Raw genomic sequence first — 13517 nt, forward strand, 5'->3', positions numbered from 1 at the left:
TTGTAACCAATTAATAACATATAAATATGTGTGGAATTGTAGGATATATAGGAAATAAAGAAGCATACCCCATTATTATCAATGGGTTAAAGCGCTTGGAATATAGAGGCTATGATAGTGCTGGTTTTATTGTCAATGCCGAGAAATTTGTTAGTGAAAAGACCAAAGGAAAGGTATCTGACTTGGAAGAAAAAGCAGCTAAGGATGTTATCCCTACAGCTACTTTTGGTATGGGACATACCCGCTGGGCAACACATGGAGTGCCTAATGATAAAAACTCTCACCCACACCTATCCAACTCAGGAAAATTAGCTATAGTACATAATGGAATCATTGAGAACTATCAGAGCATCAAGCAACGCCTTCAACAAGAAGGATATGTGTTTCATTCTGATACTGATACTGAGGTTCTTATCAATTTCATAGAATACATTAAGAATAAGAAACAACTCCCTTTAGAAGAAGCAGTACGCTATGCTCTTAATGAAGTTATTGGTGCTTATGCTATTGCGGTTATGGAGGAAGACAATCCTTCTAAAATGGTAGTAGCGCGCTTGGGAAGTCCTTTAGTAATAGGAATAGGAGAGAATGAATTCTATATAGCTTCTGATGCTTCTCCTTTTATAGAATATACTCAGAATGCCCTCTATCTTGAAGATGGAGAAATGGCAACTATTGAGCTTAACAAGGAACTACAAGTACGTAAGATACACAATAATGAGGAAGTAGACCCTACTATACAAGAACTAAAAATTAGTATTGATGCGATAGAAAAAGGTGGTTATGAGCACTTTATGCTCAAAGAAATCTTTGAGCAACCCCTCTCTATTCAGGATACTATGCGTGGACGTCTTTTGGAAGATGGCACTACCAAGATATCAGGGATTAATAACAATCTGAAACAATTCCTCAGTGCAGATCGTATTATTATCGCTGCTTGTGGTACTTCATGGCATGCGGGCTTAGTAGGGGAGTACCTTTTTGAGGAACTTACTCGTATTCCTGTAGAGGTAGAATACGCCTCTGAGTTCCGCTACCGTAATCCAGTAATCAACGCTTCTGATATAGTCATTGCAATCTCTCAATCAGGAGAAACAGCAGATACCTTAGCCGCACTAAAATTAGCCAAAGAGCGAGGAGCTTTTATTTATGGGATATGTAATGTAGTAGGCTCTTCTATAGCACGCCTCACAGACTCGGGTACTTATACTCATGCAGGACCAGAAATAGGGGTAGCTTCTACCAAGGCTTTCACTACCCAACTTACTGTACTAACACTCTTGGCTTTGCACTTAGGTCATAAGAAGGGGACTATAGATCATGATACCTATAGGAGACTTTGTAAGGAATTGGCTCATATTCCTGATCTGGTAGCCAAGACCTTAGAGATGAACAAAGATAAGGTTATAGAGATAGCACATGCTTATAAGGATGTCTCTAATTGTATTTACTTAGGTCGTGGATATAACTATCCTGTAGCCTTAGAAGGAGCTTTAAAACTCAAGGAAATTTCCTATATACATGCCGAGGGGTATCCAGCAGCTGAGATGAAGCATGGACCTATTGCTCTAATAGATGAGAATATGCCAGTGGTCTTCTTAGCTCCCTCCAAAGGGCATTATGAAAAAGTGGTTTCCAACGCGCAAGAGATAAAAGCTCGCAAAGGGAAAATCATAGCAGTAGTAACCGAACATGATTGTCAGATGAGTAGCTTGGCGGATCATGTATTAGAGATTCCAGAGGTAGATGAAGTATTTTCTCCTATACTTAGTGTAATTCCTTTGCAATTACTCTCTTACCATATAGCTACTATGCGAGGCTGCAATGTAGATCAGCCACGTAATTTGGCCAAATCAGTAACAGTAGAGTAAGGTTTTTGAACTGATATAATAGCATTGCTAAAGAATTTTTCTTTGGCAATGCTCTGTTTTTTAGATAGTTATAAAAAATGAAATAAAAATGATTTTTTATTTTGGTAATTAAAAAAAAGGTTGTACCTTTGCACCTGTAAATCGCGGGATAGAGCAGTAGGTAGCTCGTCGGGCTCATAACCCGAAGGTCACTGGTTCGAGTCCAGTTCCCGCTACTAAATAAGCGTAATTAATTGTTCTCCAATTAATTACGCTTAAATTCTTTAAAATTAAGTTCCAAATATGTTCCGCTTCTTTGTGGGAGTTGGGCATATAAAAAAATGGACAACAGAAACAAAAGTACTTCTAAGAGAATAGTTTTTGTGGATTATAAGCCCGCAGAACTAAGAGCTAACAAAGTGTGGTATATCGAGTATTATGCCAAAAATCCCCTTACTGAAAAATTAGAAAGATTTAAAAAGCGAGTGCCCTCGATGAAGTCGCAACGAGAGCGGGAGAAATACGCTAAAAAGATGGTGCAGGCTATTAATCAGAAGTTAGAGACTGGTTGGTCGCCTTTCTATGAAAATCCAAGCAACCAATATAAGTCTTTAGAAGATAGTTTTTCTTTATTCCTCAAGCAGTTAGAAAAAGAAGTAAAGGACGGCATAAAGCGCCCTGACACTTTGCGCTCGTGGAAGTCTTTTTTTAGTAATATCAGTGCCTATATAAAGGAAAAACATTTAGATATAAAGTTCGTCCTAAATATAGATTTCCTATTTGTAAATAATTTCCTTGATTATATCTATTACGATAAGAGAAATAGCCCACGAACCTATAATAACTACCTCGCCTATATGAAGGGCTTTTTTGAGTGGGCAAAGCTCAAAGGATATGCCAAGCAAAACCCAGCAGAGGGCATAAAATCAAAGCCAAAAGTACAAAAGAAGCGTGAGCCCCTCACAGCAGAAGTAAAGAAATGTATTAAGGAGCTAAGAGATAAAGATTTTCATTTCTTTACCTGTTGTATGCTGACTTACTTTTGCCTTATACGTCGTACCGAACTAACGAAATTAAAAGTCAGTGATGTACGCCTTTCTGAAAGCCGTATTATATTGGACGGCTCAATTACCAAAAACCGCAAAACTGATAGTGTAACTATTCCGGACGTATTCCTACCTATCCTGGCGCAACACTTGGTAACAGCCAATAATAGTGATTACCTTTTTGGCAAGGACTTTAAACCTGGTAAGATACAGCTTAATCCTAAGAAGATTTCAGATACTTGGATAAAGTACCGTAAGAAATACAAGTTTGACAGTAAGTTTCAGTTTTATTCTCTCAAGGATACAGGTATAATGGATTTGCTCAATAGTGGTATTCCCTCGATAAAAGTTCGAGACCAGGCACGCCACTATGATATAAAACAAACCGAAGCCTACACCACCAGAAACCTAATTGCAGATGATACAATTAAGGGGGCAAAGTTTGATTTTTAAGCTGATTAACAGAAAAGTTAATTTTAACATTTAAAGTGTGCATGTGTGCGTGTTTGTGTGTGTGAGCTCTCCAGAGTGGGTATTTTTTTGTATCGTTTGTACCGTTAGGCTTTTTTGTGTTTTATATAATTGAAAATAAATTATTTATACTCTGTACAAACGCCGATACAAACCAAAAAACACGAAAAATTTTTGTACCGCTACCCTCTAATTTTTGTACCGCCAGCTGTTTTTTGTACCGTTTTCCCTCAAAATACGATTTTTTCGTAGAGGAGCGAAAAAGTTATTTGTTATAAAATATTTAATGAATGTTAATTATAAAAAGGCTCAAAAACGAAAATTTTCGCTTTTATAGGACATAAAAAAGGTTGTAACATCATTGTTACAACCTGTATTTATGGCTTTCGGAAAGTCTTAGGTTTCCTTATTGCAAAGGTACAATTTTTATACTATCCCACAAGTGAGAAAAAGGAATAAAAACACCAACCGAAAATATAATAACGTGTTTCGGTATATCGTAGTTCTCCAGCCGTATCTAAGTGGTAAAATATCTTTGTTCTCATGATTTTAGTTTTTTAAAGGTACAACAGCAAATTCATCACCAGCTAAGGCGTTTAGAAGATCTTCCTTGGAGGAAAAAAGCTCTTTTTCATCAACATTAAAGGCTGCAAAATACTTATCTCTAACCAAATAACGGGTTTCAAAATGATCTATTCCTCCTCGATCAGATACTGTGAGGTATATTTCCTTTATCTCAACTTCTTCTATTACTCCCAATTGTGCAAAAAACACACGTTGTCCTACAAAATATAATGTTCTCAAGTCCATAGCTTTACAATTTAGGGTTAGTGAAATAGGGATTAAGCACCTCAGAGGTAATAACGAGTTTCGTATATCGTAGCTCTCCAGCTATGTCTAAGTGGTAAAATATCTTTGTTCTCATAATTGTTGGGTAAAGTGTTCGACAATCGCTTCTTTGCTGGGGAAGAGTTCGTTTTCCTCCAAGCTCACAAGGGTAGTGCCTTCTTTCAGTCCTATGTACTCTCCGAGACTTGCGGAAACCGTGTAGGTAATCTTTTTCTTTACAGACGCAAGTTCTGGATGCCTTCTTAGCAGGGGTTCGCTTTCATATTCCTCCTTTATCTTTATTCCTTGGATTGTACAAGTAGTGATTTTCCCTTTGTAGATGAAATATACATTCTCACCTAAATAATACTTTGTTATAAATTCCATAGCTTTACAATTTTTGATTAGTTGAACAGGAATTAATTACTTCTTTCAAAATACCCTTGTTGGTGGCTATTTCTATGAGGAGCTCCCTATTTTGGCATAGGAGGGAAAAAAGATGATAGGTTTCAAAAATTTGGTCGCTATCTATACCAAATTCTGATAGAAAAAAATGATTTTGGCAGTAGAAATTAAACAATTCGTTTAATGCTCTTTGGTGTCCGTCCTCAAGAGGAGAAAAAAGAAATTCGTGAATACATACCTGTTCGTTAGAATGGTCTAATTCGTTTTTCTCTCTTAGCTGGGCAATTTCCGATGAACTGATAAATACTTCTTTCATAGCTACTAATTTTCTAAGGTTAAATAAGGGTCAATGACTTCCGCGAAGGTATTAAGGTTAGAAAGTGTTTCTTCTAACTCTTCGTAAATTTCCTCTGGGTATTTCAGTAGGATAAGGGCTATTTCGTAATTGAGTTTTCGTAGCCTTTTGGCGAATGCCTTAGTACGGATTTCCTTAGAAAAGAAAGCATTTACTGCTTCCACATCAAAGCAGTAGGAGTTGTGAGAAGTGTTGCAGGCATTACTGTTATTCGTGCCTGTGGTTGTTTGTCCTTGATTTAGCATATAAGTACAAAAAATCCGTGAGTGGGTGTTGCTAAATCAAGGGCTTACGCACATTGCTGTATAGCATTACTACTATACTACACCTTCACGGATATATTATTAAATATTTAGTCGCAACTTTAAACAAGTGTTGCCCTTGATTTAGCGATACAAAGGTACAACTATTTTCCGAACTACAAAATATTTTTCCAGAAAAAATAAAATTATTTCTTTATATATTGATATTCAATATATTGCAATTGGTAAAAATACGCTTCAATTATCCAAAAACGAATATTAATGCCTATCAACAGTCATTACAAGGCATAAGAAAAGCCCTCAAAAGGGCTATTTTTGTTTCTTGTAGGTTCGTTTTTTAAGCTCTTGGGTACTTATGCAAATATCGTAGCCTTTTTCCTTTAGACCCTTGGAAAGCACATTATCACAAGTCCATATTTTGTGTCCTTGTTCTAAGTGAAGCGCTACGAAAGGGTAGTCGTCGGGGTCTATATCCTTTACAATTTTCTGAGCCTTATTGATATGCTTTTGAGGAATATCCTCAACTTTGTAAAAGGTAATGTTCTTGGTGAATTCCTTGAGCAATGCTCGTGCCTGTCTCTTGGTCAAATCGTTATCCTCCATAATATCGGGCAAATGCTCTTCTACCTCTTGCAAAAGATAGTCAGGGGCTATAAATTGCAGGGGCTTTTTCTCATTCTTTAGGATAGTGGCAATTACTCCGTTAGGCTTATAAAAGCAACTATATATGATGTTGGTGTCAGAAATAACTATCATTACCTATTTCTTTTTTCGTTCGGCTTCTCTTCGTGCGATAGCTTCGTCCCAACGCTTGGCAATAGCTTTGTTTGTCTTTTTGGAGAGCGCCATAATCTTTTCTCGGTACTTGATAGGTATTCCGTCTTCGTCCCCTTTTTCAATAATAATAAGCAGGCTTTGCAAGGGCTGTTTTAGTCTTTGCTTTGGCGGGTGCTTTCTTAGCTGTTGTATTCGTTACCTTGACAAAATCAAGGCTTTTTAAGAAGCGTACAAGGTTCTCAGCTTGTGCGCTGTTGCTATCTATTGTGATTGTATAAGCCATAAATATTTATTTTGGGTACAAAGGTACAAATTTTATACCAAAATGAAACAGCTGTTGGCAATTGTTATTTATGAATATTTCTTTAGTGTAGGAAATAAAAAGCCCCTGGTATCAGGAGCTTACTATAAATTAAAATTTAGTTGTATTTGCGAGAAAGTGAGAAAGGCTTTTTGTCTAAGAAAGCACAAAGATACATATACTTTTCTATATAAGCAACAGGTGAAAAATAGCTGTTTGCAATAGTGGTTAATAGCTATTGGCAATAGTTGTTGCAATAGGCGTTTATATACCTTTTTTCAAAAAACAACGGCATATCTCGCGCTAATATACCGTTGTCAAAGTAGCTAATGGATTATAAGCTAAATCGTATTTAAAAATCTATTTCGTTTTCTAAGTTATCAATTAGGGAATGTATCTCATTAGTAATATCTGTTAAAGGCTGTTGTATTTCTGTTTTTTCCTCTGTCCTTGGGACTTGCAAATAAATACACTCACGGGAGCTTTCTTTTTGCCCATAAGGGGAATTAATTATTATTCGCTGTAATATTCTGCCGTCGGCTCGTTGTAGTTCTTTAGGGTTCAATATATAGCCCTTGAGCTTACAATAATCCTGTAATTTCTTTTTGAAAGTCTGGGGAGAAAGTTTTATACCCATAGCCTTACGGCAGTCTTCCATTACTTCGTTTTTAGGCAATTGCTGGTTAAACTTATCCTCTAAGAAATATTCATCCGCCCACAGTTCAAAGTTATCACCTACAGAGGCTTTTAGGTTATTGGTTTCAATGTTTTCTGTAGGGGAATAGTAAGGGGTATTCATATTCTCAATATAGAAATGTACGCACCTTAGCATAAAGTTATAAAACAGTGTCCATTGGTCGGCTTCCCAGTCATCAAACAAACGGTGCTGAAAGTCGTTTTTTGGTTGCCATTCCTTGCCCATTGTATCATTTCGGTAATGATAGTAAGAGGAAAAGGAAACGAATAAGATACGCCTTAAATCTGCATCGGAGTTTGTTCGTAGTCCGTAGTTAAATGTTCCTATGACTTTTGGGGACTTCTCAAAAGGTAGAAACTTGCTATCCCTATTTTTGGGGTTAATGCTTATGCCGTCCGTAACTACCGAATATAGATTTTCAAAGTCGTGATAAGAAAGCATATCATTAAAGTATATAAAATCGTGTTCCTCCTTGAGTGTGCCGTATAAATGCTCATCTTCAAACAATTTTTTGCGCTTTCCGTCAATGAAAAAACGCTTTGCGAGCTGTTCAATACCTTTCACAAAAAGGCTTTTCCCTGTTCCTCCGTTTGCGTCCGTGTTGTGTTCCTTTATCATATCATCAACCACATAGACAAACTTTGCAAAATCGGGGGTATTATACCTATGTAGCATATACCCAATAGCAAAGCATTTCCCTAAAAAATGTTGTTCCTGTATTATCTGCTCCTTTTCCGATAGGTAAGGGCTGTTTAATAGGTATTGTTTGCCCCAATTATCGGCATTTTTTGGATATTCTTTTTCCCAATATACACGAGAACCATTTATAAGAAAATTCATAAAATCACAGCTGGTTTCAGTGATATGTACTCTTTTTGTACCCTTGTTATCTGTGTAAGGTTCAAAGAATGATTTGCCGAGCTTCTGAAAAGAACGTTTGATTATGTTATTCTCAAACACGTAATTTTCTATTTTGCTTTTAGTGATAAGCTCCACGCCTTGAGCGGTAACCTTAGCACAGGTATTTTCAAAGAAAAATAATTGATATTCCTTGCTATGCTTAGTAAAATCTAAGGTTTTTACATCTATTTTTCTAAGCTCATTTGCATTAAGCATTGTAGAGCCTTTCACCAAAGAAAGTATTTCATTTGTTGTACCCTTTGTCTTGAGAAAGTCCATACAAAAACGGCGTACTTCCGAGCTTTCGGGTAGGCTTACTATATTGTTATTGATATGTATTAGTATGCCGCTATCCTCATTATTAGAACGCTCTGAAATAGTATCACGATATACGTAGAAATTATGTACATTGAGGAAATAATTTAGGTTTATTGTGTTTATTCGTGGCTGGTTACGCTCGTTTTTAGTGATGAAATTGCAATTTTCAGGCACTGAAAGCAGTTTTTTAAACTCATTAGCAATAAAATCCTTATCCTCTGAATGAAAATAATTTAGGTAGTCCCTGAAATCTTTACCTTTTTCACCTAAAAAGCGCTTAGGTATAAATACAGTATCTAATTTCCAATACAAAAGCGAATATTTATGCGCATAATTTATACCCGCAGGGTCTAAATCGGGTAAATTTATTAGGTGCTTACAGATACTTTTTAGGTAGTAATAGGTATCACTATCTATTGTTTCCCCCTCTGAATTGCACCATATAGGATTAAATGCTTCTGAAAGGCTTGCTACAGAAACGCCGTCAGAGCCACCCGAACAGATGATAATATACGGCAATAGTAGTTTGTCTAATTCCTTTTGGGCTTCTTTCTTTTCAGTATCTGTAACCTCTGACTTCAGTAGCTTGTGTAATTCATTGATACGGCTTTTGGAAAAAGAAATTTTCTTTTCAATACGTTCCAGTCCGTGTATATATTTTGCGGGCTTCTCTCCTATATAACCGTGTTTGTAAGCTCGGTCGCTTTCGTTAGGAAAGTATGTTTTAGCCCAGACTTTTAAATTATTAGAGTAGGCAAACATAGGGTAATTGCTATTGCTCTCTATTCTCATTATTTTGCCTGTTTTGGTAGTGCGTTCCAGGTATTGCAATTCCACTATCCCGAAACTCTCCAAGAGGTCAGCCGTTACGAATTTGCTATAAGCGGTGGGGTGTTCTATTCTCTGTTTAGGTTTTAAGTAGAAGTAATTAGCGGGCAGGCTCTTATCCTCTCTAAAGGTTATGTTATTGGTGAATGTTTTCCCCTCCGTAGGTATATTAAATTCTGCATATAGATTAGTAAGGCAATCCTTAAAGTCAGCACCCGTTTTTTCAATAACCACCTGAATAGGAGAATAGAAATTACCGCTTGAAAAATCCTTAACGCCCCAGGTACTGGCTTCTTTAGAATAGAATAAAGTAGCAGACGGCGTTTTTTCATTGGAGTACCTAAACTTCTTTGTATTTCCCACCTCACACCCTACACTTTCAGGCAAATATCTATGTAAAATATCAAGCCCTTTATTAGTGTGTTCGTATAGCTTTTGAGGTGTTTTTTCGTATTCTTTTGCAGCCATATCATACTTTATTAATTACCACCTCCGTAATGCTGTCAAGGGTTAAGGATATACGCTCATACTCTTGTAAAATTTCCTTTGCTTTTGGGCTGTTTCGTGCCTGAGAAAGGGACTTTCTAACCATAGAAACAGACACCTCATATTTTTGAGTAAGATGTTTTACTATGTATTGATTGTATTTGTTTCTTTTTTTTGTATCTTTGCTCATTGTTAGTTGTGTTTTTTCAGAGGACAAAAGTACGATATTTTTCGTAAAAGCAAAATATTGTACGATATTTTTCGTTATGACAAAAGAAAGAATTTTACAATTCATTGAATATAAAGGAATTACAATTACAGATTTCTTTAAAATCACAGGTATAAAGAGGGGTTTTTTAGATACAGACAAGCTGAAATCCTCTGTTTCAGATGTGTTTTTAACGAAAATCCTCGCTTCTTTTCCTGAAATTAATCCCGAATGGCTTATTATGGGGGAGGGGGATATGCTAAGAAATTCGAAGAATAGTTTTACAGATTTTAATGTTGCAATTGGTTTTCCTCCAATGGAGAAAGATATGTTCTTCTTGAGCTATATAAGCAAGATGTACAAAGAAAATCCGGAAAAGTACAAACAGTTTGAGCAAGATGTATCAGAGTATGAAAAATTTGCAGAGGAATTGACCTCCTTTAAAAGTTCTCTTCAAACAATTATTGATGAAATAGATTTAAGCGGGAGGGGTATTTCATTTTATGAGAATTTGAAAAATGGCAATAAAAGTTTTATAGAACAAGTAAAAAAAATCTCTGAGGAAGTAAAAACACATAGAAAACAAATGAAAGACATTCTGGATAACTTAGATAAGGAAATAGATTTTTAACAAATATTTCACGGTACAAATTTTTGACCTTGAATTTTGTACCGCTTTTGTACCGACTTTTGTACCGCTTGTAACTTATTCATTTTCTTATATTTATATTTACTATTTTATATACAGTACAAAAGGTACAAAAAAATATAAGGTTAGATAAGCAGACACACACAAATTTTATTTTAAAGCAAGGTGTTAGGCATACCTTGTTCCCAATATAAGACATTAATTTCCCTAAAACACATAGGAAAGGAATATATACTAATTGATATACAATTAATTACGATTTGTTTTTAAGTAAAAACCGTCCAGTTCCCGCTACTAAAATTAATAAATTGAAAAAGAGTGATTGCAACTGCAGTCACTCTTTTTTATGCATAAAATCTATTAATATCTCCAAGTAAAACGAATGGACCTTCCTGAATGAAATAAAATTTAAAAATTTAAGGAAAGCCATGATAGCTGATGCTTTCTATTGTTATTATATGGTGAAAATAAAAATATAAGTATGATATTTTGGGATATAATGGACAGAAATGGAACTATAAAATAATTACAACTCTTCAAATTTTCTTTTGTATATTTAATAATTTGTTAAAAAATAATGATATTGTGGTTTAAAAAAGAGAGAATTGTCATTTTATATTGTTGATAAAAAAACGAAAATACCAGAAAAAAAGTTTAATTTTCCTTTGTAGATATGCGAAAAATAGATATCTTTGCACAAATCAAAAAGAAAGCCACATAAGTCGTTTGATAGAAGTAAAGACTCTTTTGAGCCTAAATAGGAAAAAAGTGGCTTAAAAAATCTTAGAAAATATATAATTTATATTGCTATGAACACTTATGTATTAATTTGTGAATTTATTTTTCTATTAGGGATGCTCTATGTAGGGAGTCGCTATGGAGGAATAGGATTGGGCGTAGTCTCTGGGATTGGGCTAGTGATAGAGGTATTTGTATTTAGGATGCCTCCAGCTTCCCCTCCGATTGAGGTTATGCTTATTATTTTGGCAGTGGTTACTTGTGCCTCTATCTTGGAAGCAGCAGGAGGACTTAAGTTTATGTTACAAGTAGCTGAGAAGATTCTCAGGAAGAATCCCAAACAAATTACTTTCCTAGGTCCTATAGCTACTTATATGCTTACCTTCATGTTGGGCACAGGACATGCAGTGTATTCTATCATGCCAATTATTGGAGATATAGCACTGAAGAATAAAATTCGTCCTGAACGCCCTATGGCGGCAGCTTCTATTGCTTCTCAGTTGGCTCTGACTGCCAGTCCCATTTCAGCAGTGGTAACCGTCTATTTAGGGAAAGAGTTATTGGATCTCTTTCATATGCAAGGCGGGGCCAATCTTACCTTGGTGAATATACTTTCAGTGACGATTCCTGCTACTTTTTTAGGGATGTTAGCTATGTCAGTCTATAGTCTCCGTAGGGGAAAAAATCTTGAAGATGATCCTGAATACCAACGTCGTTTGCAGGATCCTACCTACCGCGATCAAATTCTTAATAGTACTAAGACTACTCTGAATGATGTTATCCCTCAGCACTCTAAGAATGCGGTATATATCTTTCTTTCTTCTATTATAGTAATCGTAATATTGGCACTTTATCCTGAGATTCGTACTTTTGAGGTAGTCAAAGATGGCGTAACCCAAACTATTACTGTATCTATGGGGGTGATTATCCAAATGATCATGCTCTGTTTCGGAGGGATTATCCTAACTACCTGTAAGACTCCTGTGAAATTGGTGCCTGAAGGGGTAGTATTTAAGTCAGGAATGGTTGCCTGTGTGGCTATCTTCGGGATTGCTTGGATGAGTGATACTTACTTCAGTTATGCAATGCCTTATTTCAAAGAAGGAATTACCTCAATGGTACAAGCCTATCCTTGGACGTTTGTTTTTGCCCTCTTTGCTGTATCTGTTGTGATTAATAGCCAAGCGGCTACCGCTAAGATGATGCTTCCTGTAGCGATTACTATGGGACTTCCTGTACCACTACTGATAGGAATTATGCCCGCTACTTATGCTTATTTCTTCATACCTAACTATCCTTCAGATATAGCTACTGTGAATTTTGACCCTACTGGAACAACCAAAATAGGGAAATATTACTTCAACCATAGCTTTATGATACCAGGACTTATTGCTGTATCAGTATCTTGCTTGGTAGGTATAGGTTTGGCAGAGATCCTTATCCGCTAAGAACTACAAAAAACTTTTATTTATATACATTAAAATCAAAAGGGAAACTACATTCTGTTTCCCTTTTTTAGGCTTAACGGACAAAATGAGGTTCAATAGTTGTGTAACCTTATTTTAAACCTAAAAAACTGTCTCAAACCTTGAGTTTGAGACAGTTTTATTATACAAATAAGCAAATTGAGTTTGCTGGCCAATTATTGGATACTTGCTTTGAGATATTCGCGGTTAAGTCGAGCGATATTTTCCAAAGAAATGCCTTTAGGGCATTCTACTTCGCAAGCTCCTGTATTGGTACAGTTACCAAAGCCTTCGTGCTCCATCTGGTTGACCATGTTTAGTACACGCTCGGTAGCCTCTACACGTCCTTGAGGAAGGAGTGCAAATTGGGATACTTTGGCTGATACGAACAACATAGCAGAAGAGTTCTTACAAGTAGCCACACAAGCACCACAACCTATACAAGCGGCAGCGTCCATAGAGCGGTCAGCATCGCGCTTAGGAATAGGAATAGCATTGGCATCCTGAGTGTTACCAGAGGTATTGACAGAGATATAACCGCCGGCTTGTTGGATACGCTCGAAAGCACTTCTATCCACTATAAGGTCTTTGATTACAGGGAAAGCAGTGGCACGCCAAGGTTCAATAGTGATGGTATCACCATCCTTGAACATACGCATATGTAATTGGCAAGTGGTAATACCACGATCAGGCCCATGAGCTTCTCCATTGATAAAGAGAGAGCACATACCACAGATACCTTCACGGCAGTCGTGGTCAAAAGCTACAGGTTCTTCTCCTTTTTCTATGAGTTGTTCGTTGAGAATATCTAACATTTCCAAGAAGGACATATGGTCGGAAATATTATTGACTTTATATTCTACCATCTGGCCTTTTGATTTGGCGTCTTTTTGTCGCCATATTTTGAGGGTAAGATTCATTGTTGACATAT

Annotated in this window: 14 protein-coding genes and 1 tRNA gene; 5 read left to right on the top strand and 10 right to left on the bottom strand. The window is 36.3% G+C overall.

Annotated features, from left to right (window positions below):
* Positions 1-26: 26 nt before the first annotated feature.
* The 3 genes from glmS (at position 27) to Q0625_RS11545 (ending at position 3349) form a co-directional block, all read left to right on the top strand.
* Positions 27-1871: a glutamine--fructose-6-phosphate transaminase (isomerizing) gene (gene glmS, locus Q0625_RS11535; protein ID WP_298827406.1), complete on the top strand. Its 1845-nt coding sequence runs from the start codon at positions 27-29 to the stop codon at positions 1869-1871.
* 142 nt (positions 1872-2013) lie between these two features.
* Positions 2014-2086 (top strand) — tRNA-Met (locus tag Q0625_RS11540).
* Positions 2087-2191: 105 nt separating this feature from the next.
* The gene (locus Q0625_RS11545; RefSeq protein ID WP_298827409.1) at positions 2192-3349 is read left to right on the top strand and encodes a site-specific integrase; all 1158 of its coding nucleotides are present in this window, start codon (positions 2192-2194) and stop codon (positions 3347-3349) included.
* Between the two features lie 567 nt (positions 3350-3916).
* Here Q0625_RS11545 and Q0625_RS11550 read toward each other — a convergent pair.
* The 9 genes from Q0625_RS11550 to Q0625_RS11590 form a co-directional block, all read right to left on the bottom strand.
* Positions 3917-4177 (bottom strand): hypothetical protein, encoded by a 261-nt coding sequence (locus Q0625_RS11550; protein WP_298827412.1) that lies wholly within the window; start codon positions 4175-4177, stop codon positions 3917-3919.
* Between the two features lie 111 nt (positions 4178-4288).
* Positions 4289-4582, bottom strand: coding sequence for a hypothetical protein (locus tag Q0625_RS11555; protein WP_298827415.1), 294 nt, complete (start codon positions 4580-4582; stop codon positions 4289-4291).
* A 4-nt stretch (positions 4583-4586) separates the two neighbouring features.
* Positions 4587-4916 (bottom strand): hypothetical protein, encoded by a 330-nt coding sequence (locus tag Q0625_RS11560; RefSeq protein ID WP_298827418.1) that lies wholly within the window; start codon positions 4914-4916, stop codon positions 4587-4589.
* A gap of 5 nt (positions 4917-4921) precedes the next feature.
* Positions 4922-5200 (bottom strand): hypothetical protein, encoded by a 279-nt coding sequence (locus tag Q0625_RS11565; protein WP_298827420.1) that lies wholly within the window; start codon positions 5198-5200, stop codon positions 4922-4924.
* A 327-nt stretch (positions 5201-5527) separates the two neighbouring features.
* Positions 5528-5974: a PIN domain-containing protein gene (locus Q0625_RS11570; RefSeq protein ID WP_298827423.1), complete on the bottom strand. Its 447-nt coding sequence runs from the start codon at positions 5972-5974 to the stop codon at positions 5528-5530.
* 3 nt (positions 5975-5977) lie between these two features.
* A complete protein-coding gene (locus Q0625_RS11575) occupies positions 5978-6139 on the bottom strand; it encodes a hypothetical protein (protein WP_298827425.1) in 162 nt (53 codons plus the stop codon).
* On the bottom strand, positions 6114-6278 hold the full coding sequence (locus tag Q0625_RS11580) for a hypothetical protein (protein WP_298827428.1): 165 nt from the start codon (positions 6276-6278) through the stop codon (positions 6114-6116). Before Q0625_RS11580 ends, Q0625_RS11575 begins: the two co-directional genes overlap by 26 nt.
* Positions 6279-6648: 370 nt before the next feature.
* Entirely contained in the window at positions 6649-9507 is a 2859-nt protein-coding gene (locus Q0625_RS11585) for a hypothetical protein (protein ID WP_298827430.1), read from the bottom strand.
* Between the two features lies 1 nt (position 9508).
* Complete coding sequence (locus tag Q0625_RS11590; RefSeq protein WP_298827432.1) at positions 9509-9715, bottom strand: hypothetical protein; 207 nt, start codon at positions 9713-9715, stop codon at positions 9509-9511.
* Between the two features lie 76 nt (positions 9716-9791).
* On the opposite strand from Q0625_RS11590, the gene Q0625_RS11595 reads away from it, so the two are divergent.
* Positions 9792-10364, top strand: a complete 573-nt coding sequence (locus tag Q0625_RS11595; RefSeq protein ID WP_298827434.1) for a hypothetical protein — start codon at positions 9792-9794, stop codon at positions 10362-10364.
* An 827-nt stretch (positions 10365-11191) separates the two neighbouring features.
* Positions 11192-12568: an anaerobic C4-dicarboxylate transporter gene (locus Q0625_RS11600; protein ID WP_298827437.1), complete on the top strand. Its 1377-nt coding sequence runs from the start codon at positions 11192-11194 to the stop codon at positions 12566-12568.
* A 194-nt stretch (positions 12569-12762) separates the two neighbouring features.
* Here Q0625_RS11600 and Q0625_RS11605 read toward each other — a convergent pair whose 3' ends face one another.
* Positions 12763-13515 carry a succinate dehydrogenase/fumarate reductase iron-sulfur subunit gene (locus Q0625_RS11605; RefSeq protein WP_298827439.1) on the bottom strand — a complete coding sequence of 251 codons (753 nt, stop codon included), beginning with the start codon at positions 13513-13515 and terminating at the stop codon, positions 12763-12765.
* Positions 13516-13517 lie beyond the last annotated feature (2 nt).

It is taken from the genome of uncultured Capnocytophaga sp., assembly GCF_938029845.1.
Taxonomy (GTDB): domain Bacteria; phylum Bacteroidota; class Bacteroidia; order Flavobacteriales; family Flavobacteriaceae; genus Capnocytophaga.